The organism is Mycolicibacterium arenosum (assembly GCF_024320865.1).
Lineage (GTDB): Bacteria > Actinomycetota > Actinomycetes > Mycobacteriales > Mycobacteriaceae > Mycobacterium > Mycobacterium arenosum.
Genome location: NZ_JANDBD010000007.1, coordinates 344,767 through 363,373 on the forward strand (window position 1 = coordinate 344,767; position 18,607 = coordinate 363,373).

An 18,607-nucleotide genomic window follows, 5' to 3' on the forward strand; every position below is an offset into this window, starting at 1 on the left:
TCACAGCGGCAACCGGTAGTCGCTCACGAAGGCGTCGCGCACCCAGGAGATGAACTCGTTCCACAGCCCGGTGACGAGTGCGACGCCGACCAGGATCATCAGCGCACCGCCGAACAACTGAATGGCACGGGTGTTGCGACGCAACCAGTCCAGGCCCCGAACCGCCTTGGCGGAACCGAACGCCAACAGCACGAACGGGATTCCGAGTCCGAGGCAGTAGGCGATCACCAGAACCACACCGCGAACGACGGTCCCCCCGTCCGTCGCCGACGCCACCGCGATGACGGCCGTCAGCGTCGGGCCGAGGCACGGCGTCCAGCCCAGCGCGAACACCGCACCCAGCAGCGGCGCACCGCCCAGCGTCGAGAGGAGGCGCGGTGCGAACCGCACCTCGCGCTGCAGCGCGGGGATGAGACCGATGAAGACCAGGCCCATGGCGATGGTGATCACCCCGCCGATCCGTTGCAGCAGAAGCTGATTGGCGATCAGCGCGGTGGTGAGCCCGAGCACCGCGACGGTGCCGACGACGAAGACCACGGTGAAGCCGGCCACGAAGAGCGCGGCGGCACCGGCGACTCGCAACCGGGCGGCTTTGACGGCCACCGCGCCGTCGGGGTTCCGATCGTCGACGCCGACGACCGCGGCGAGGTAGGACAGGTAACCGGGCACCAGCGGCACGACACACGGCGACGCGAACGAGATGAATCCGGCGGCGATGGCCACCAGCACCGCGAGCGCCAGCGGCCCCGTCGACATCAACTGATCGACCTCGTCCAGGGTTGCCGCGATGATCATTTCGCCTGCGCCTCTTCGGAGGCCAGCCGTTCGACGACGGGGCGCAGATCGTCGGCCAGCAGTTCGCGAAGGAACACCGCGGCGACGCGGTGCTGACGGTCCAGCACCACCGTCGACGGGACCACCGTCGTCGGATAGCGGCCGCCGAACGCGATCAGGGTGCGCATCGGCGGGTCGTAGATCGACGGGAAGGTGATCTTGCGATCCACGATGAAATCGACTGCGGCGTCCCGATTGTTGTCGCGCACGTCGATGCCGAGGAACTGGACGCCCTGCGACCTGGTTGCCTCGTACACCTTCTGCAGCTCGCTGATCTCGGTGCGGCAGGGCCCGCACCACTGCCCCCACACGTTGATGACGACGACCTTGTTCGCGTAGTCGTCGAGCGACAGCGTCCTGTCGGGATCCATGAGGTCGGGACCGGAGATCGGGCCGGGCTTGCCGCGGGTGTCGGGCGGATCGTAGAGGATGTCGGTCTTACCGCCGGGCGCGACGAATTCGAACGTGCCGCCCTGGGCGACCGCGTCCTTACCGGTGGAGCAGCCGGCGAGCAGCACGAGAAGCGCCACCGAGAGCAGCCGAGCGACACCGTGTTTCACCGCGACCGGTTTCACTACACGCCCCAGGGCTCGGAGTAGCCCCATCGCACCAGCTGATCGCCGGCGAACGTGAACGACGTGATCGACGACAGATTGCACAACCTGCTGTGCGGCAACGGAAGATGAGCCAGCTTGCGGCCCGTCATCGCCCGGCGCAGGGTTTCCACCGGCAACTGGTGGCTCACGCAGACGGCCTCGTGGCCGACCGCCTTGAGCCGGGCCCGGTGCAACGCGGCGGTCATCCGCTCCGCGACCTCGTCGTACGGCTCGCCCCATGACGGCTTGCGCGGGTTGCGCAGCTTGGGCCAGTTCCGCGGATCGCGCAGCGCGCCGTCACCGGGGGCGACCTTCTCGCCCTCGAACTCGTTCCACGACTCGATGAGATCGCGGTCGGTGTCGACGGCGAGGCCGTGCGACGCCGCCATGGGTGCGGCCGTCTCCTGCGCGCGTTCCAGCGGCGAGGCCACCACGTAGACGATGTCGTTGTGCGCCAACCACTCCGCCGCCGACTGCGCCTGCAACCGGCCCCGGTCGGACAGGTGGTAGTCGGGCAGCCGGCCGTAGAGCACCCCCTCGGGGTTGTGCACCTCGCCGTGCCGCATCACGTGCACGGTCGTCGTGTCGGTCATGCGAGCTTCTCGGCTTCGGCGGCCGCCTTCGCAGCGGCGGGCAGGGCGGCGGCGATCCGGTCGAACGCGTTGTCGTCCAACGCGGCCGAGACGAACCACGTCTCGTAGGCGCTGCACGGCGGGTAGACCCCGGCGGCGAGCAGGGCGTGGAAGAACGGCGGGAAGCGCCACGTGTCGGTGGCCTTCGCCGACGCGTAATCGGTGACCGGTGCATCCGAGAAGAAGACGCTGAGCATGTTGCCCGCTCGCGAAACCCGGTGCGCCACCGATGCTTCGGTGAGCGCGGAGGTGAGCAGGTCGGCCAGCTTGTCGGCGTTCGCGTCGACGGTGGCGTACGCCGCGTCGTCGGCGGCGCGCAGCGTGGCCAGCCCGGCGGCCATCGCAACGGGGTTACCCGACAGGGTGCCCGCTTGATACACCGGGCCGAGCGGGGCGAGCCGTTGCATGACCTCGGCCCGGCCTCCGAACGCGGCGGCTGGCAGGCCGCCGCTCATCACCTTGCCGAACGTCACCAGGTCGGCTGCGACACCGTCGACCCCGAACCACCCGGACCTGCTGACCCGGAAGCCCGTCATGACCTCGTCGAGGATCAGCAGCGCGCCGTGCTCGGCGGTGATGCGGCGCAGCGCCGCGTTGTAGCCGGGCGCCGGCGCGACCGTACCCATGTTGCCTGCGGCGGCCTCGCTGATGACGCAGGCGATCTGGTCGCCGTGTTCGGCGAACAGCGCTTCGACGGCGGCCACGTCGTTGAAGGGCAGCACGATGGTGTCGGCCGCCGCGGCGCCGGTGACACCGGGCGACGACGGCAGGCCGAGCGTCGCGACACCGGAGCCGGCGTCGGCGAGCAGCGCGTCGCTGTGACCGTGGTAGCAGCCGGAGAACTTCACGATCTTCGGTCGTCCGGTGAAGCCGCGGGCCAGCCTGATCGCGCTCATGGTGGCCTCGGTGCCGGAGTTCACGAAGCGCAGCAACTCCACGGGCGCGACGCGGTCGATGATCTCGCGCGCCAACTCCGTCTCGGCGGGCGTCGGGGCGCCGAAGCTCAGCCCGTCGGCGGCGACCCGCTGGACCGCTTCGACGATCGCCGGGTGCGCGTGCCCCAGCAGCATCGGCCCCCAGGAGCACACCAGGTCGACGTAGGTGTTGGCGTCGGCGTCGGTCAGCAGGTAGCCCGAGGCCTTAGTGATGAAGCGCGGCGTACCGCCCACCGAGTTGAAGGCGCGGACCGGCGAGTTCACCCCGCCGGGAATCACACGCGACGCCTCGGCGAACAGCCGTGCTGATTCCCTGGTCGCTGCGCTCCGGCCCGCAGCTCCCGACTTGTCTACCCGCATGGCCCCAGTGTCCCAGCCGCCCCCGATGCGTCAACTACAGGGTGTAGTGGTCGCACCCCACTTCGCCGGAACGGCGTTCCCGGCTGTCACTCGCGCGCGTTGACGACCAGGAATGCTATTCCGGCGAGAAGGGCGCTACCTGGCCTCGACGTGCGCCGTGATCGGTCCGCGCGCCACGGTCGTGAACGGCACGTCGACGGGGAACTCGTCGTCGCGGGAGCGCAGCCGGATCGCCCGCACGATCGTCGCGAGGGCCAGCGTCGTCTCGAGCATCGCGAAGTGCTCGCCGATGCACGACCGCGCACCGCCCGCGAACGGGAGGAACTGCCAGCGCTCACGGGCCCGCATGCGCTCGGGCGTGAACCGGTCGGGGTCGAACGCCGTCGGATCCGGCCACAGCTGCGGGTCGCGATGCAGGGCGTAGATGCCGACCGCGATCAGCGTGCCCTTCTTCACCCGGTACCCGTCGACCTCGATGTCGCGCAGCGCCAGCCGGCCGACGCCCGCGGCGGGCGGGCACAGCCGAAGCCCCTCGCGCAGCACCTGGGTGGTGTAGCCCAGGTGGGCCACGTCCTCGGCCGTCAGCTCCCGGTCACCGAGCGCAGCGGCTTCGGCGGCGACGCGGTCCTGCACCTCGGGATGGTGGCCGAGCGCCCACAGCGCGTAGGTCAGCGCCGTCGCGGTGGTGTCGTGACCGGCCAGCATGAAGATCAGCAGGTCGTTGCAGATATCGCTGTCCGACAACGGTTTTCCCGTCTCCGGGTCCGTCGCGCCGATCAGCGCGTGCACCAGCGGCGCGTCGATCCCCTGGTCGGCGCGGCACGCGGTCAGGATGCCGGCTGTGACCTCGAGCATGGCCGCGACGGCGGCTCGAGCCCGGCGACGGGCTGGCGTCGGCAACCACCGCGGTGCGCGCAGCGGCCGCAGCGCCCGGTCCGCGGTGTAGCCCGACGCGACGTGCATGTGCTCGGCGATCGCGGCGGCGCTGTCGTTCAGATCGATGCCGAGCACCGACCGGCCCAGCGAGCGCATGGTCACCGTGCGGCACGCGGCATCGAGGTCGACGTCGCCGCCGTCGCGCCACTGATCGGCGAACGCCTGCGCCGCCCGCGACATGTGGCCGCTGTACTTGCGCACGTTGACCTTGGTGAACACCGGCGCCAGTGCGCGCTTTCTGGGCCGCCAGGGTTCGTTGGGCAGGACGAAGAGGCTGTCGCCCGCCAGGTGGCGCACCTCGTCGTGCACGATGCAGCGCTCCGCGAGGGCGTCGTTGCGGCCCAGCACGTCGCGAATGGCATCGGGTGACATCACCGACACCAGCGACGGCACCAACCACGACGGTCCGAAGCTGACGCGGGTGACCGAACCCCCCGCCGCCCGGATGACCTCCTGCCCGGTGTCCAGCGTGCGCACCGCCTGGATGAGCCGCAGGATCGGTAGCGGATTGCGCGGGACGAGCGGCAGATCGCGGACGTTGCGCGTGGTAGTCGTGGAATCGACCATGGCCTACGGGGCTGGGGTCAGCGCGAACACCGGATGGTCCGCGTCGTCGGGAAGCTGCCGCCAGTACGCCTCGACCACCTTGCCCGCCAACGGCCGATACGCCGCGATGACGGGCGCACGGTCGGCGGTGGGGAGCTCGGTCGCCACGTATCGGCGGTCGTCCAGCGTCACATTCGGATCGGCGCGCACGTTGCGCACCCACTCCGACTCACCTCGAGTGGAGACCAGGTAGGCGACGCCGTCGATCTCCGGGACGACGACGGGAATCCGCTGTTCGCGCTTGGTGCTGCGCGTAGTGACGGTCAGCGTTCGACAACCGCCGATACCGAATGACATCGCCAACCGGTTGAACACGCGGGCGGTGAACCACGGGGGTTTGAGGTAGGCCATCAAGTACGAGTTTGATCGGCCCGTGCGGGCACCGCAACGGTTCGCGCGATTCATCGAGCGCGTCTCGGAAGCCACTCAGCGACTCCGCCGGAGGCTAGCTCGGCGGACGCAGGCCCGCGGCGTCCTCGTGGTGCCAAGTCAGCGGTGCCCCCTCGCCCTTGGTCATCACCGTGCCCGCCATCACGCGCAGGCGATACGGCGTCAACCGCAGTGCCGCGAACTGCTCGGACGTCGGCCCGTCGGCCCACATCGGGATGATGTACGGGTCGTAACCCACGGGTTCCGGTCCGTTGGCGAACTTGTCCCACACGGCTTTGCGAGTGTCGTCGTCGGTGTACCACTGCGCGGTGCACTCGGCACTGCAGGTGTCCTGGTTCGTGGTCCAGTAGCTCACGGCAACTTCGGGATTGGCGTCGAGGTGAGCGCGCTTCACCGGCGTGGGAACGGTGGCGACCCAGCCCACCAGGTCGACACCGTCCCACTCCCAGATCGGATGCAGGATTCGGCTGCGCGGCTTCCCGTCGCGGTCGACGGTCGTCACCGAGGCCCACACGATCGAGTGGGCCATGTCGACGAACGCCGGGGCGATGCGATCGAGCGATGTCACCCGGCCAGCCTAGGCGGCTACTTCGTCTCGGCGTCGGTTTCGTCCTCGCTCATCGTGTTGTGTCGCTCGCCCATGACGTCCTCGCGCTTGATTCCGCCCTCGGCGACCTCGCCGAACTTCGGGGTGCCGTCGTCGTCGAGCCAGTCGTTCACGGCCGTGCCGGTCACCGTGTTGCTCGTCCCCGGCATCGCCACGGTGGGCCGGTCCTCGTCGATGGTCTTAGCCATCTCCTTGGCCTTCTCGCGGTGCTCGTCGGTCACTTCCGGCTTCGGAATGGTTCCCTGCTCGTTGTCTGCCATGCCCGACGGCGTGCCCGAAAGTGTGACCTACGAAACACGAATCTCAGGTGCGTCAGGCCCGGACGGGCACCCGCAGCGCCGCCGGCAGGCTCGGAAGGAAGTGCCGTTCGGCGAACGCGCGGATCTCGTCGGCGGTGTCGAGCGGCTGCGTGCTCGGCAGCATCAGCGCCATCGCCACGTAGCGCAGGATGGTGTCCGCCAGCTCGGTGACGGCCTCCTCACCGATGCGTTCGGCGAAGCCCGCGGGGAAGATCACGTGCAGCGCCTCCGCCATCCGCTCGATCGCCTTCGGGTAGTGCCGCTTGGCCTGGGCTAGCACCACCGCCGGCTCCTCGGTGATCATCTGGTCGAGCACCCGGTGACGGCGGAACCGCAGGATCGACAGCGTGAACGCCTCGACGTAGTAATTCGCCTGCGGCCCCGCGTTCTTCAGCTCCTCGGCGATATCGGCGAACAGGGCGACGTTCTCGCGCTCGATGACGGCCTCGACCAGTTCGTCGCGGTTGGCGAAGCGGCGGTAGATCGTGGTGCGGCTGACGCCTGCGCGCCGCGCCACGTCGTCGAGCGCGACGCGGTGCACACCGTGCCGCTCGAACTCGACCAGCGCGGCGTCGAGGATCGCCTCCGTGGCGTGATCAGCCGCGGGCATAGCCCTGCTGCGCAAAGGTGTTGTAACGCACCGACATCGGTAGCCGATCCCACGCCCAGTTCACCGGCTTGGTCCGCCACAGCGCCGCGAACGCCTGATAGGCCTTCTCCTTGCGGTCGCTCCACGGCAGGCCGAGCAGGTCACGCCCGCGGGGCGGCATTCCACCGGTGGTCAGGAACGCTGCCATCGGGTTGAACAGCGGGGCGATGAGCTTCCACGCCAGCGGCGGCACCCCCTTGGGGCAGGGGAAGCCCTTGGTGACGTATCCGACGCCGTACTTGGCGGTCGGATGCGCGACGACGATCTCGTCCATCATGCGATCCCAATAGCGTTGGAACTCCGCGTAATCGGCGGGCATGACCCGATCGCTGACGCCGTAGCGCCGGTACCACGTCTTCGACTCGAGGTAGATCTGCTCCTTCTCCGCCTCGGTCAGCCGCTTCACGAACGTGTCGGCGAAGTAGAGCACCTGCTCGACGAACGTGGCGTGCGCCCAGAAGTAGGTCTCCGGGTCGAGCGCGTGATAGCGCTGCCCGTCCGGCATGTCCCCTTTTATGTCCTTGTGGAAGTCGCGGACCTGGATGCCGCGGTTGTCGTCATCCGAACCGTAAACCGTCATGAAGATCGGCGGCAGCGACCGCTTGACCCTGGCGGCGGTGTCGGAGAAGAACACCGAGTGGTCGAGCACGCCCTGCCCCAGTTCGGCGAGCATGTTCTGCAGCACCGCCGGCCGCGGTCCGATGAGGTACATCCGGTTGTCGCCGAAGTACTTCCACACCAGCGATTCCGGGCCCAGGGGCAGTGCGTCGACCTGCTGAGGGTTCTCCGCCAGTTCCGTCATGGACACAGTGTTACAGATTTCGCACTTTGTACCAATAGCCCTGTGAGCGGGGTCACCCCAACGCGCGAGCAGACGCGAAATCCCCTCGATCCACGCAATTGAGGGGATTCTGCGTCTGCTCGCGGGAGGACGTGGGGGAACTCAGCGACGCAACCGGGCCACGCCGGCCACCGCGGCCGTCCCCGCCACCGCGCCGAGCACCAGCGCCAACAGGACCAGCGACGGGTCGTAGACCGTTGAGGACATGGCGGGCTCACCGTCGACGACCGGCGGCACCACCGCGATCGACGCCGACGCCAACCAGCTCAGCACGGCTCCCACCAGCGCCGCGGCGGCGACGACGAGCTGGGCCAGTCCGAGCCTGCGGTCGGTCACGACTCGGCACCGTCGACCAGAGCGGTCAGCGCCTCCCGCAGTTTCGCGTGCTTGCGCGCCCAGGCCTGCGCCGACCGGTCGGCGGTCAGCTTGAGCCCGATCCCGGTTCGGCCGCGCGGCACCCCGGTCAACTCGCCGAGCGCGCGATAGGACTGCCACCTGGGCACCTCGGGACCGCTCGCGGGCGGGAAGATCCTGACGATCTCCTCGATCCGGATGGTCTCGGCGCCCTGCCGCAGCGCCACCGCGGTCAGCTCGACCGACGTGTGGATGCGCGCAGCCTTGATCTGAATCGCCAGGAAGCCGGTCACCAACACCAGGAAGATGCCGGGCACGATCGGCTGGAAGCCGTAGCCGGTGGAGATCTGGATCGCCGCCATCGCGCCGGCTGCTACGGGACCCGCGAGCGCCCACCACCAGGTCGCGCCTGGCTCGTGGAACAGGATCTCCGGCTGCGGTGCCGTCACTTGTCACCATCCGGGTAGTACCAGGAGATCGACGCCGGCCGCTGATTGAGCGCGGAACCGGCGATCAACGCGACGACGGCGATGACCATCAACCCAAGCACCCCGATCGGGACCGGCAGGAACAGCACGAGCAGACCGAGGAACGCGACGGAGGCCATCGCGAGCGCCATGGCGGCGCGGCCGAAGCGCGGATCGCGTTTGCGCGCCCGCCCCGCCAGGAACCCGAGACCCAGGCCGACGGCGAGCAGCAGCACCCCGACGAGCTTGTAGGCCAGCACCGGGTACGTGAGCATCAGCAGGCCCATCGCCGCGATCACGATCGCGGCCACCATCCAGCTGTAGTAGGCGGCGGCGACGGTACGGGGCCGACCGGTGGGCAGCGCGTTGTCGGTCATCGTCGGGTCAGCCTAACGGGTGAAGAATTCACCGGCGTCCTTGCGGTGTAGCAGGTAGATGCCGCCCGCGATCAGCACGGATCCGACGATCGACGTGATCGCGAGGACCACGGCGGCGGCGTCGGGCCCCTCGTAACCGAGCACTCCGGTCACCGCGTACACCACCGACGCGGCACCGCCTCCGGTCAGCAGCGTGCGCGCCCACCGATAGCCCTCGCGCAGCAGGACCAACAGGGTGATGACGACCGCGGTGAGGTTGACGGCGACGACGGCGGTCGAGGTGAGGACGATCCACGACGGGGCCGGGTCGGGAGCGTTGAGGCTCGCGGTCACGTAGCCCGTCACCATCAGCGGTAGCGCGACGGCCCACAACCAGAACCCGGTGACGACGTCCTCGGGCCTCGCGTCGGGGCTACCGGTCGGCGCGCTGCCGGGTTCCTGGTGTGGCAACGCCGCGCTCACGCCAGCCAGCCGGCGACGTCGGCCGCCCAGTAGGTCAACACGATGTCGGCGCCCGCACGCCGGATCCCCGTCAGCGTTTCGAGCGCCACGGTCCGCATGTCGATCCACCCGTTGGCCGCGGCGGCGCTGATCATCGCGTACTCGCCGGACACCTGGTACGCCGCGACGGGTACGGGTGAGATGTCGGCGGCAGCGCGCACCACGTCGAGGTACGCCATCGCGGGCTTGACCATCACCATGTCGGCACCCTCGGCGATGTCCAGTTCGATCTCGTGCAGCGCCTCCCGCGCGTTGCCCGGATCCTGTTGGTAGGTGCGGCGATCGCCCTCCAGGCTCGAGGCCACCGCCTCGCGGAACGGCCCGTAGAAGCCCGACGCGAACTTCGCCGCATAGGCCAGGACGGCGACGTCCTGGTGACCCGCGGCGTCGAGGCCGTCGCGGATTGCAGTGACCTGTCCGTCCATCATGCCGCTGGGCCCGATGACGTGGGCACCGGAATTCGCCTGTGCCACGGCGAGTTCCACATAGCGCGCGTTGGTCGCGTCGTTGTCGACCCGGCCCTCGTCGTCGAGCACGCCGCAGTGACCGTGATCGGTGAACTCGTCGAGGCACGTGTCGGCCATCAGGACGGTGGCGTCGCCGAGCTCAGCGGCCAGGTCGCGCAGCGCCACGTTGAGCACGCCGTCATCGGCGATCCCGACCGAGCCCGTGGCGTCCTTGTCGTCGTCGCGCGGCACCCCGAACAGCATGAGCCCGCCCACCCCGGCATCGACGGCCGCAACGGCGGCCCGCCGCAACGACTCCCGCGTGTGCTGGACGACGCCCGGCATCGAGGTGATGGCTCGAGGTTCCGTCAAGCCGTCTGCGATGAACATCGGCAGCACCAGATGCCTTGGCTCCAAGGAGGTTTCCGCGACCAGCCGACGCATCGCCGGGGTGGTCCGCAGACGGCGCGGCCGGTGCTGGGGGAAGGACACGTCGCCAGCCTAGCGACGACGGCTCTTCTTGCGCGGCGGCGGTAGGGCCCCCTCGGCACGCAGCCGGGCGGCGTGCTCGGCGAGCGCCTCGACCAGCGGACCCACCTGAGCGGTCTCCGGCTGAACATCGACCCGCAGCCCGAATTCCGCTGCGGTCTCGGCGGTTTTCGGCCCGATGCACGCGACGATGGTCCGCGCGTGCGGCTTACCGGCGATGCCGACGAGGTTGCGCACCGTCGAGCTCGAGGTGAAGCAGACCGCGTCGAACCCGCCGGTCTTGATCATCTCGCGGGTCTGCGCGGGCGGCGGCGCGGCGCGCACCGTGCGGTACGCCGTGACGTCCTCGATCTCCCAACCGCGTTCGCGCAGCCCCTCGGCCAGCGTCTCGGTGGCGATGTCGGCGCGAGGCAGCAGCACCCGGTTCACCGGGTCGAAGATGTCGTCGTACGGCGGGAACTCGTCGAGCAGCCCCAGCGAGCTCTGTTCGCCGCTGGGAACCAGCTCCGGGTTGATTCCGAAGGCGCGCACCGCATCCGCGGTCGCCTGCCCGACGCACGCGATCTTCACACCCGAGAACGCGCGGGCGTCGAGACCGAACTCGTTGAACTTCTCCCACACCGCGCGCACCGCGTTGGTCGACGTGAACACGACCCACTGGAAGCGTCCGTCGACCAGGCCCTTGACCGCCCGCTCCATCTGGGCGGGGCTGCGCGGCGGCTCGACGGCGATGGTCGGCACCTCGACGGGCAGCGCACCGTGGCTCACCAGCCGGTCGCTCATCTCGCCGGCCTGGTCCTTGGTCCGCGGCACCAGCACGGTCCAGCCGTACAGCGAACGGCTCTCCCACCAGTTCAGCTTGGCGCGGTTGGCAACCGTCTTGCCGATGGTCACGACCAGCGGACCGGCCAGCGGACCCGCCGGCTCGCTGCCTGCGAGCGTCGCCTTGTCCAGCAGTCCCGCGAGGGTGGACTCGACCGACCGCTGCTGGCAGGTGGTGCCGTTGGCGGTGATCACACACGGCGTCGTGTCCGTCAGTCCGTACTCGACGAGCGTGCGGGCCGCGTCGGGCAGATGCGATGCGGTCGCGTGCAGGATCAACGGACCCGGAGCCGCGGCCAGCGCGCCCCAGTCGACGTCGCCGCGCACGTCGGCGACGGTGTGCGACGAGCCCAGCGGCAGACCCGCGTAGGTGGGCACCGCCGTGCCCGCGGGCAGACCCGGCACGATCTCGAACTGCCCGTGCGCGCGGGCGACAGCCGACACCTCGGTGATCACGGCGTCGTCGGACAGCGGGTCACCCGCGACCAGTCGCACGACGTCGACTCCGGTCTTCGCCTCGTTGACGAGCAGCCTCGCCACCTCGGTGGGCTCGCCGAGGGCGGGCCTGATCTCGGCGCCTGCGGGCAGCTGCGTTGCGGGTGCCTTCTCGTCGGCGGTGTCGCCGCCGACGGCGGTCGGCTTCGCGGGCTCGGTCGGCCCCGACGGGGGCGGCAGCTCCGAACCGGCGATGGCCAGTACAGCCTCGGGCACATCGGCATCGGTGAACACCAGGGCGGCGTGCGACAGCACCGCACGCGCCCGTGTCGTCAGCAGGCCTGGATCACCAGGGCCCGCGCCGATGAACGTGATGCGGCCGGGCTTGTGCTTACGCACTCGGGTCGTCATCCTTCACTCCCGCTCTGTCGGTCCCGCTTTGGAATCCACCAGTAATTCCCGCGCTCCCAGTTCGAACAACTCCGCCGCGACCGAGAGCCCCAGCTCTGCGGCACGGTCGGGAGTCCCGATTCCGGACGCACGGATCACGTCGGATCCGTCCAGTGCCGCCACGCAACCGCGTAGCGACAGCTCCTCGAAGATGTTGCCCTCCTCGTCGATGGACTCGACCACTTCCGCGATCGCTCCCACCGGCGCGGAGCACCCCGCCTCGAGCTCGGCGAGCAGGATGCGCTCCGCGGTGACTGCGGCGCGGGTGTCGGCGTCGTCCATCTCCGCCAGCAGCGCCGCGAGCTCCGTGTCACTCGCGCGGCACTCGACCGCGAGAGCTCCCTGTGCCGGTGCTGGCAACATCTGCACCGGCTCCAGAGTCTCGGTGATATCGCCGAGACGCCCGATGCGAGCCAAGCCCGCCCGAGCGACGACGACACCGTCGAGATCACCGTTGCTCACCCTGTTCAACCTGGTGTCTAGGTTGCCTCGTAGGGGGCGGATTTCCAAACCGAGACCCAGTGCTCTAAGCTGCGCCGCCCGCCGCGGGCTCGACGTGCCGAGCACCGAACCCGTCGGCAACTCCCCCAGCACCAGACCGTCGCGGGCGACGAGCGCGTCGCGGGAGTCCTCGCGTCGGGGAATCGCGGCGATAACGAACCTCGGGTCCGGTGCGGTCGGCAAATCCTTGTACGAGTGCACGGCCATGTCCACGGAACCGTCGGCGATGGCCTCGCGCAGTGCCGCGGTGAACACGCCGACGCCGATTTCGGCGATCGGGGCGTCGGACCGATCCCCGTCGGTGCTGACGATGACGAGTTCGGCGGCGTGTCCGTTGGCGTTCAGCGCGTCCCTGATGACGCCCGCCTGGGTGGTGGCCAGCAGACTGCCCCTGGTGCCGATGCGGATCACCGAACCGATATCACTTTTCGACAGAGCTAATCGGTCCCGTCAGAATCCGTTGCGGTGTAAGGCAATTCGCTTCCCGCGACGGCGTCGACGGCCTGCTGGTCGAGTTCGAACAGCTCGCGAAGCGCCTCGGCGTAGCTGTCCCCACCCGGTGCACTCGCCAGCTGCTTGACCCGCACCGTCGGGGCGTGCAGCAGCTTGTCGACGACGCGCCGGACCGTGCGGGCGACCTCGTCGCGATGCGTGGCGTCCAGCGTGGGCAACCGGTTGTCCAGTCGCAGCAGCTCGGCCTCCACGACGTCGGCGGCACGCTGCCGCAACGCCGTCACCGTCGGGGTGACCTCGGCCATGCGCTGGCCCGCCAGGTAGTTGGCGACCTCTGCTGCGACGATGGCCCGTGCGGCATCGGCGTCGGACGCCGCGGCCCTGGCGGCGGGTTCGCGCTGAATGCGCTCCATGTCGACGACGTAGACGCCGGGCAGCCCTGCCACGGCGGGGTCGACGTCACGCGGCATGCCCAGATCGCAGATCACCAGCTGCTTGGTCTGCTCGCCGTGCGCCAGACCGCGGTGCACGTCCGCGAGCGACACGACCGGGCGGACGGCCCCGGTGCAGGACACCACGACGTCGGCGTCGGTCAGCACGGGCGGCAGGTGGTCGAACGGGAACGCGTGGGCGTCGACGCCCTGCTCGCGCAGGTTCTGGACCAGGCGCTCCGCACGCGGCAGCGAGCGGTTCACGACGTGGACGCGGCCGATTCCCGCCCGCACCAGATGCGAGGCGGCCAGCGCTCCCATCGAACCGGCGCCGATCACGACCGCGGTGCGGCCGGCCAGCCCGTCGACCTTGGGTGCCGCCATCTCCAGCGCCACCGACACCACCGACGCCCCCGCGGCATCGATCCCGGTCTCGGCGTGCACGCGCTTGCCGACGGCGAGGGAGCGCTGCGCGAGTTCGTGCAGGGTGCGGCCCACGGTGTGATGGGCTTCGGCCGACGCGTACGCCCGGCGCACCTGGCCGAGCACCTGCTGCTCGCCGATCACCAGCGAATCCAGTCCGCCGGTCACGGAGAACAGGTGCTCGACGGCGGCCTCGGCGTAGCGCACGTAGGCGTACTTCGTGAGGTCGCCCAGCGACATCCCGGAGTGCTCCGAGAGCACCGAGCCGATGACGGAGAGGGCGCCGTGGAACGCCTCGACCACGGCGTAGACCTCGACGCGGTTGCACGTCGACAGCACCATGGCCTCGGTCACCAGCGACGACTGCAGGATCTCGTGGATGATCTTGGCTTGCTCGGACTCGTCGGTGCTCAACTGCTCGAGCACGGACACCGGCGCACTGCGGTGCGAAACCCCGAAGAGCAACACGCTCACGGCATCATCACCACCTGGCTAAGGTAGCCGCTCACCAGCCCGCCTACCAAATTCCGCCGGTGCGATGTGCAGGCCTTTCCCCGTCGCTTCGCTCGCCCCGGATGCACTCACCCAGCACTCACATCGGCCCGCAGCCGCCCTTCGTCGACCTCCCAGTAGCTGTGTTCGCGGCCGTCCAGGAGCACCACCGGCAGCCGATCGCCGTACTCGACGCGCAGCCCGGCGTCGCCCGCCTCCGCGGCGGCGTCCACGTCGGTGGTCGACAGGTCGAAGCCGAGCTCGTCGGCGAGGCCAGCCAGCTGCGCTCTCGCCTTCTCGCACAGGCTGCATCCGGCTCGGGTTAGCAACATCACCTCGTGGCGCACGGTGACGAGTATCCCGTGACCTAATGTTGATACGTGTCCGAGTCCGGTGCCGAGGCTGATCAGCTCGCAGACGAGCACGGCGTCATCGCGGAGGCGACCCCGTCTCCGCCGCCCCCACCCGATCTGACCGCCGCGGCGTTCTTCGACGTCGACAACACGCTGGTGCAGGGGTCCTCCCTGGTGCACTTCGCCCGCGGGCTGGCGGCGCGCAACTACTTCACCTACGGCGACCTGCTGCGATTCGGCTACGCGCAGGCCAAGTTCCAGCTCACCGGCAAGGAGAACAGCGACGACGTCGCCGCGGGCAGGCGCAAGGCGCTCTCCTTCATCGAGGGCAGGCCGACGTCGGAGCTGGCCACACTGGGCGAGGAGATCTACGACGAGATCATCGCCGACAAGATCTGGCAGGGCACCCGCGCGCTGACGCAGATGCACCTCGACGCCGGCCAGCAGGTGTGGCTCGTCACAGCAACCCCATACGAACTCGCGGCCACCATCGCGAGCAAGCTCGGCCTGACCGGCGCGCTGGGCACCGTCGCCGAATCCGTCGACGGCGTCTTCACCGGCCGCCTGGTCGGCGACATCCTGCACGGCGTCGGAAAGGCGCACGCAGTGCGCTCGCTGGCGATCCGCGAGGGGCTCAACCTCCGACGCTGCACCGCGTACTCCGACAGCTTCAACGACGTGCCGATGCTGTCGCTCGTCGGCACCGCGGTGGCGATCAATCCGGATGCCGCGCTGCGCAACGTCGCCCGTGATCGCGGCTGGGAGATCCGCGACTTCCGCACCGCCCGCAAGGCCGCGCGCATCGGCGTTCCGTCGGCGCTGGCGCTCGGCGCCGCAGGTGGAGCGCTCGCGGCCGTGGTTTCTCGGCGGCAGAGCGGCGGGTAGGCTCGCCCGCCAACAGCTTGAGACAGTGATCGGGGAGTAAGGCACGCAATGGGCATCGCCGACAACATCGTGGGAACCCACTACCGGTACCCGGACTACTTCGAGGTCGACCGGGAGAAGATCCGGGAGTTCGCGAAGGCCGTCAAGGACGAGCATCCCGCGCACTACTCCGAAGACGCCGCCAAGGAGGTCGGCTACGACGCGATCGTGGCGTCGCTGACGTTCGTCGCGGTCGCGGGCCGTCGCGTGCAGGCCGAGATCTTCAATCAGTTCGACGTGCCGATCAACATGGAGCGGGTGCTGCATCGCGACCAGAAGCTGGTCTTCCACCGCCCGATCCTCGCCGGGGACAAACTCTGGTTCGACTCGTACCTGGACTCGGTCATCGAGTCGCACGGCGCGATCCTCACCGAGATCCGCGGCGAGGTCACCGACGACAACGGCGAACCGGTGCTCACCAGCATCGTCACCGTGATGGGCGAGGCCGAGCACGAGGGTGAGGTCGACGAGATGTCAGCCCAGATCGCCGCGGCGCGCGACGCCGCGATCAAGCGGATGGTCGAGAAGCAGAAGAACTAGGCCCGAAGTCGCTAGCCGAGGAACATGTTCCGGCGGTTGGCCAGCAGCTGGTAGAGCGTCTGCTGGATGGTCTCGCGGACCTGGTCGGTCAGCTCGAACGTCACCATCGGATCCTCGGCGGCGTACTCGTCGTAGCCGTCGGTGGGGATCGGCTCGCCGAACTGGATGTGCCACTTCGACGGCAGCGGGATCAGACCCGCCGGGCCTGCGAGCGGGAACAGCGGCGTCACCGGGAAGTACGGCAGCCCCAGCAATCTCGCCAGCAGCTTCACGTCGGCGATCATCGGGTAGATCTCCTCGGAGCCGACGATCGAGCACGGGATGATCGGCGCCTTTGCCTGCAACGCCGCGGCGACGAACCCGCCACGGCCGAACCGCTGCAGCTTGTAGCGGTCGCGGAACTGCTTGCCGAGGCCCTTGTAACCCTCGGGGAACACCGCCGTGAGCTCGCCCGCTCCGAGCAGCCGGTGGGCGTCGGCCGTGCACGCCATCGTGTGTCCGGCCTTGCGTGCCGCCTGCCCGAGCACCGGCATGTCGAACACCAGATCCGCGGCGAGCAGACGCAGGTTCCGGTGCGCCGGATGCTCGTCGTGCACGGCGACCTGAGTCATCAGACCGTCGATCGGCAGGACCCCGGCGTGGTTCGCCACGACGAGCCCCGCGCCCTCGACGGGAAGGTTCTCGATGCCGCTGACCTCGACCCGGAACCAGTGCCGGAAGAGGCCTCTCAGCAAAGGCAGGAAGATCGACTCGTTGAGGTGTTGGTCGAAGCCGAATTCGTCGACGGTGTAGTCGCCGGCCATCCGCTTGCGCACGAACTCGGCGACCGCGGCGATCCGCTGCGCGAGTTCGTTCGGGTCGTCGTCGGCGGCGCCGCCGAGGCCACCGCCGGCGCGCGCCTGGTCGATCTCGCGGACGACGGCCGCGATCTGATCGGCCGACGCCCTGGTTCCCGGATCGGCGAGGACCGACGGGTGCCTGCGTGAACTCTCGGCCCGCGCGGCGGCCCGCCGCTGAGCCGAACCTCGGCTCGAATTCGAGTGCAGTGGAATGACTTTCGCCTTCGACTCACCCGCCACGTCGCCACCTTCCTCCACCCCGACCACAACCGGACTACCGTCCCCAGCGCTGCGCCGCCGCGACGGCGCGGCTCTCCAGTGAGCGTACCCATTTCGGGTCGATGATCGGCGTCAATCCACGACCACGCACGTAATCGTCGAAAGCCTCCGCAGTCGTCCACTTCGGGCTATAACCGAGGTCCTTCCGCATCCTCGCGGTGTCCATCACTCGGCCGTAGCTCAGGTAGTTCAACTGCTCGCGATCGAGTTCAGTGTACTTCGTTGCACGCCTCAGCGAATCCACGGCGGACAGCGCCGGACCCGGCACCGGCAGCTGGATCCGACCCGATCGCCGGATCGCCTGCGACATCATGATCACGCCCGAGGCGCCGATGTTGAACGTGCCCGCGCGACCCGCGACGGTGGCCCGTGCCAGAGCGCCGAGGGCGTCCTGCTCGTGCAGCAGCTGCAGCCGCGCGTCGTGCCCGAGCACCGACGGCACCACCGGACCCGAGAGGTAGCGCGACAGCGCCGTGTCCATCCCCGGCCCGATCATGTTGGCGAGCCGCAGGATCGTCACCGCGATATCCGGCCGGCGGCGCGCCAGGCCGCGCGCGTATCCCTCGATGTCGATGCTGTCGCGGGCGAAACCCTCACCCGGCGGCCGCCGCGACGACCCGTCCTCGGTGAACAGCACGGGGTCGCGAGCGCTGGAGCCGTAGACCTCCGACGTGGACTTCAACACCACCCGGCGTACCGACGGCGCCTTCTGACAGGCGGCGAACAACTGCATCGCGCCCATCACGTTGAGTTCCTTGAGCGCGGCCCGTCCGCCGGACCGCGGCGCGTAGGAGGCCGCCGACGCGTGCACCACCGTGTCGACGTCGCCGTTGCGAATCACCTTGGCGATGAACGGATTCCGGATGTCCGCACGCACGAACTCGGCCCGGCCCATTCGCCGGAGCAGGTCCTTGCTCGGCGCGATGGCATCGACCGCGATGACGTGGTTGATCAGCGGGTCCTGCGCCAGCCGAGCCGTCAGGTAGCCGCCGAGGAACCGGCACGCGCCGGTGACCAGCACCACCTTCGGGTAGTGCACGGTGTCCTGAGAATCGTTCGCACCGCCGGCATTCGAGCCCTGCGGTGGCCGAACCCCCGAGCGCCCGTCTGCATCCATCGGGACAGCCTAGCGGCAGTGGCGCGAGGTTACTTGCCGAGTTTTCTGCGCTGCACCCGCGTGCGACGAAGCAGCTTGCGGTGCTTCTTCTTCGACATGCGCTTGCGACGCTTCTTGATGACTGAACCCATGTACTCCGCTACCTACCTACCGACTGCACGGCGAGACGCGATACTGACGCGTTCTCAGCACGTTGCTTGACACGACTTAACCCGGCCACCCTACCGGA

At 69.3% G+C, this 18,607-nt stretch carries 24 protein-coding genes; 2 read left to right on the forward strand and 22 right to left on the reverse strand.

Annotation, left to right across the window (positions count from 1 at the left end):
- From NM203_RS18840 to NM203_RS18930, 19 genes are all read right to left on the reverse strand, one after another.
- Positions 1–756, reverse strand: coding sequence for a cytochrome c biogenesis CcdA family protein (locus NM203_RS18840; RefSeq protein WP_408633377.1), 756 nt, complete (start codon positions 754–756; stop codon positions 1–3).
- 35 nt (positions 757–791) lie between these two features.
- On the reverse strand, positions 792–1,439 hold the full coding sequence (locus NM203_RS18845; RefSeq protein ID WP_255061618.1) for a TlpA disulfide reductase family protein: 648 nt from the start codon (positions 1,437–1,439) through the stop codon (positions 792–794).
- Complete coding sequence (locus NM203_RS18850) at positions 1,409–2,023, reverse strand: histidine phosphatase family protein (protein ID WP_255061619.1); 615 nt, start codon at positions 2,021–2,023, stop codon at positions 1,409–1,411. Before NM203_RS18850 ends, NM203_RS18845 begins: the two co-directional genes overlap by 31 nt.
- The gene (gene hemL, locus NM203_RS18855) at positions 2,020–3,357 is read right to left on the reverse strand and encodes a glutamate-1-semialdehyde 2,1-aminomutase (RefSeq protein ID WP_255061620.1); all 1,338 of its coding nucleotides are present in this window, start codon (positions 3,355–3,357) and stop codon (positions 2,020–2,022) included. The genes NM203_RS18850 and hemL overlap by 4 nt, the downstream gene beginning before the upstream one ends.
- 135 nt (positions 3,358–3,492) lie before the next feature.
- A complete protein-coding gene (locus NM203_RS18860; protein ID WP_255061621.1) occupies positions 3,493–4,860 on the reverse strand; it encodes a cytochrome P450 in 1,368 nt (455 codons plus the stop codon).
- A 3-nt stretch (positions 4,861–4,863) separates the two neighbouring features.
- Positions 4,864–5,250, reverse strand: a complete 387-nt coding sequence (locus NM203_RS18865) for a nitroreductase/quinone reductase family protein (protein WP_255061624.1) — start codon at positions 5,248–5,250, stop codon at positions 4,864–4,866.
- 94 nt (positions 5,251–5,344) lie between these two features.
- Positions 5,345–5,857, reverse strand: a complete 513-nt coding sequence (locus NM203_RS18870; RefSeq protein WP_255061627.1) for a pyridoxamine 5'-phosphate oxidase family protein — start codon at positions 5,855–5,857, stop codon at positions 5,345–5,347.
- A gap of 17 nt (positions 5,858–5,874) precedes the next feature.
- The gene (locus NM203_RS18875) at positions 5,875–6,156 is read right to left on the reverse strand and encodes a hypothetical protein (protein ID WP_255061628.1); all 282 of its coding nucleotides are present in this window, start codon (positions 6,154–6,156) and stop codon (positions 5,875–5,877) included.
- Positions 6,157–6,208: 52 nt separating this feature from the next.
- Entirely contained in the window at positions 6,209–6,805 is a 597-nt protein-coding gene (locus tag NM203_RS18880) for a TetR/AcrR family transcriptional regulator (RefSeq protein WP_255061629.1), read from the reverse strand.
- Positions 6,792–7,646, reverse strand: coding sequence for an oxygenase MpaB family protein (locus tag NM203_RS18885; protein WP_255061630.1), 855 nt, complete (start codon positions 7,644–7,646; stop codon positions 6,792–6,794). Before NM203_RS18885 ends, NM203_RS18880 begins: the two co-directional genes overlap by 14 nt.
- 141 nt (positions 7,647–7,787) lie before the next feature.
- Positions 7,788–8,021 (reverse strand): hypothetical protein, encoded by a 234-nt coding sequence (locus NM203_RS18890; RefSeq protein ID WP_255061631.1) that lies wholly within the window; start codon positions 8,019–8,021, stop codon positions 7,788–7,790.
- A complete protein-coding gene (locus NM203_RS18895; RefSeq protein ID WP_255061633.1) occupies positions 8,018–8,488 on the reverse strand; it encodes a transport-regulating membrane protein Mce1N in 471 nt (156 codons plus the stop codon). Before NM203_RS18895 ends, NM203_RS18890 begins: the two co-directional genes overlap by 4 nt.
- Positions 8,485–8,883, reverse strand: a complete 399-nt coding sequence (locus NM203_RS18900; protein WP_255061635.1) for a hypothetical protein — start codon at positions 8,881–8,883, stop codon at positions 8,485–8,487. The genes NM203_RS18895 and NM203_RS18900 overlap by 4 nt, the downstream gene beginning before the upstream one ends.
- A 12-nt stretch (positions 8,884–8,895) precedes the next feature.
- Positions 8,896–9,345 carry a hypothetical protein gene (locus NM203_RS18905; RefSeq protein ID WP_255061639.1) on the reverse strand — a complete coding sequence of 150 codons (450 nt, stop codon included), beginning with the start codon at positions 9,343–9,345 and terminating at the stop codon, positions 8,896–8,898.
- A complete protein-coding gene (hemB, locus tag NM203_RS18910; RefSeq protein WP_255061735.1) occupies positions 9,342–10,274 on the reverse strand; it encodes a porphobilinogen synthase in 933 nt (310 codons plus the stop codon). Before hemB ends, NM203_RS18905 begins: the two co-directional genes overlap by 4 nt.
- Positions 10,275–10,331: 57 nt before the next feature.
- Complete coding sequence (locus tag NM203_RS18915; RefSeq protein ID WP_255061641.1) at positions 10,332–11,987, reverse strand: bifunctional uroporphyrinogen-III C-methyltransferase/uroporphyrinogen-III synthase; 1,656 nt, start codon at positions 11,985–11,987, stop codon at positions 10,332–10,334.
- Positions 11,988–11,990: 3 nt separating this feature from the next.
- Positions 11,991–12,938 (reverse strand): hydroxymethylbilane synthase, encoded by a 948-nt coding sequence (gene hemC, locus NM203_RS18920; protein ID WP_255061645.1) that lies wholly within the window; start codon positions 12,936–12,938, stop codon positions 11,991–11,993.
- Between the two features lie 26 nt (positions 12,939–12,964).
- A complete protein-coding gene (locus tag NM203_RS18925; protein WP_255061646.1) occupies positions 12,965–14,308 on the reverse strand; it encodes a glutamyl-tRNA reductase in 1,344 nt (447 codons plus the stop codon).
- Positions 14,309–14,415: 107 nt separating this feature from the next.
- Positions 14,416–14,658, reverse strand: coding sequence for a glutaredoxin family protein (locus NM203_RS18930; protein ID WP_255061736.1), 243 nt, complete (start codon positions 14,656–14,658; stop codon positions 14,416–14,418).
- Positions 14,659–14,706: 48 nt separating this feature from the next.
- On the opposite strand from NM203_RS18930, the gene NM203_RS18935 reads away from it, so the two are divergent.
- Together NM203_RS18935 and NM203_RS18940 are read left to right on the forward strand one after the other, a co-directional pair.
- On the forward strand, positions 14,707–15,564 hold the full coding sequence (locus NM203_RS18935) for an HAD family hydrolase (RefSeq protein WP_255061647.1): 858 nt from the start codon (positions 14,707–14,709) through the stop codon (positions 15,562–15,564).
- A 48-nt stretch (positions 15,565–15,612) separates the two neighbouring features.
- Positions 15,613–16,143, forward strand: a complete 531-nt coding sequence (locus NM203_RS18940) for an FAS1-like dehydratase domain-containing protein (protein WP_255061648.1) — start codon at positions 15,613–15,615, stop codon at positions 16,141–16,143.
- Positions 16,144–16,154: 11 nt separating this feature from the next.
- Here NM203_RS18940 and NM203_RS18945 read toward each other — a convergent pair whose 3' ends face one another.
- Genes NM203_RS18945 through NM203_RS18955 form a run of 3 tightly spaced genes read right to left on the reverse strand, consistent with a single transcriptional unit; the run spans position 16,155 to position 18,509 of the window.
- Entirely contained in the window at positions 16,155–17,222 is a 1,068-nt protein-coding gene (locus NM203_RS18945) for a lysophospholipid acyltransferase family protein (protein WP_255061649.1), read from the reverse strand.
- Between the two features lie 34 nt (positions 17,223–17,256).
- A complete protein-coding gene (locus NM203_RS18950; protein ID WP_255061650.1) occupies positions 17,257–18,378 on the reverse strand; it encodes an SDR family oxidoreductase in 1,122 nt (373 codons plus the stop codon).
- A 29-nt stretch (positions 18,379–18,407) separates the two neighbouring features.
- A complete protein-coding gene (locus NM203_RS18955) occupies positions 18,408–18,509 on the reverse strand; it encodes a 30S ribosomal protein bS22 (protein WP_003402602.1) in 102 nt (33 codons plus the stop codon).
- Between the last annotated feature and the right edge of the window lie 98 nt (positions 18,510–18,607).

Excerpts from the sequence above, each read along its gene's own strand:
- NM203_RS18840 (WP_408633377.1), bottom strand. The coding sequence starts at position 756 with ATGTCGACGGGGCCGCTGGCGCTCGCGGTGCTGGTGGCCATCGCCGCC.
- NM203_RS18845 (WP_255061618.1), bottom strand. The coding sequence starts at position 1,439 with ATGGGGCTACTCCGAGCCCTGGGGCGTGTAGTGAAACCGGTCGCGGTG.
- NM203_RS18850 (WP_255061619.1), bottom strand. The coding sequence starts at position 2,023 with ATGACCGACACGACGACCGTGCACGTGATGCGGCACGGCGAGGTGCAC.
- hemL (WP_255061620.1), bottom strand. The coding sequence starts at position 3,357 with ATGCGGGTAGACAAGTCGGGAGCTGCGGGCCGGAGCGCAGCGACCAGG.
- NM203_RS18860 (WP_255061621.1), bottom strand. The coding sequence starts at position 4,860 with ATGGTCGATTCCACGACTACCACGCGCAACGTCCGCGATCTGCCGCTC.
- NM203_RS18865 (WP_255061624.1), bottom strand. The coding sequence starts at position 5,250 with ATGGCCTACCTCAAACCCCCGTGGTTCACCGCCCGCGTGTTCAACCGG.
- NM203_RS18875 (WP_255061628.1), bottom strand. The coding sequence starts at position 6,156 with ATGGCAGACAACGAGCAGGGAACCATTCCGAAGCCGGAAGTGACCGAC.
- NM203_RS18880 (WP_255061629.1), bottom strand. The coding sequence starts at position 6,805 with ATGCCCGCGGCTGATCACGCCACGGAGGCGATCCTCGACGCCGCGCTG.
- NM203_RS18885 (WP_255061630.1), bottom strand. The coding sequence starts at position 7,646 with ATGACGGAACTGGCGGAGAACCCTCAGCAGGTCGACGCACTGCCCCTG.
- NM203_RS18900 (WP_255061635.1), bottom strand. The coding sequence starts at position 8,883 with ATGACCGACAACGCGCTGCCCACCGGTCGGCCCCGTACCGTCGCCGCC.
- hemB (WP_255061735.1), bottom strand. The coding sequence starts at position 10,274 with ATGCGTCGGCTGGTCGCGGAAACCTCCTTGGAGCCAAGGCATCTGGTG.
- NM203_RS18915 (WP_255061641.1), bottom strand. The coding sequence starts at position 11,987 with ATGACGACCCGAGTGCGTAAGCACAAGCCCGGCCGCATCACGTTCATC.
- NM203_RS18930 (WP_255061736.1), bottom strand. The coding sequence starts at position 14,658 with ATGTTGCTAACCCGAGCCGGATGCAGCCTGTGCGAGAAGGCGAGAGCG.
- NM203_RS18940 (WP_255061648.1), top strand. The coding sequence starts at position 15,613 with ATGGGCATCGCCGACAACATCGTGGGAACCCACTACCGGTACCCGGAC.
- NM203_RS18950 (WP_255061650.1), bottom strand. The coding sequence starts at position 18,378 with ATGGATGCAGACGGGCGCTCGGGGGTTCGGCCACCGCAGGGCTCGAAT.
- NM203_RS18955 (WP_003402602.1), bottom strand. The coding sequence starts at position 18,509 with ATGGGTTCAGTCATCAAGAAGCGTCGCAAGCGCATGTCGAAGAAGAAG.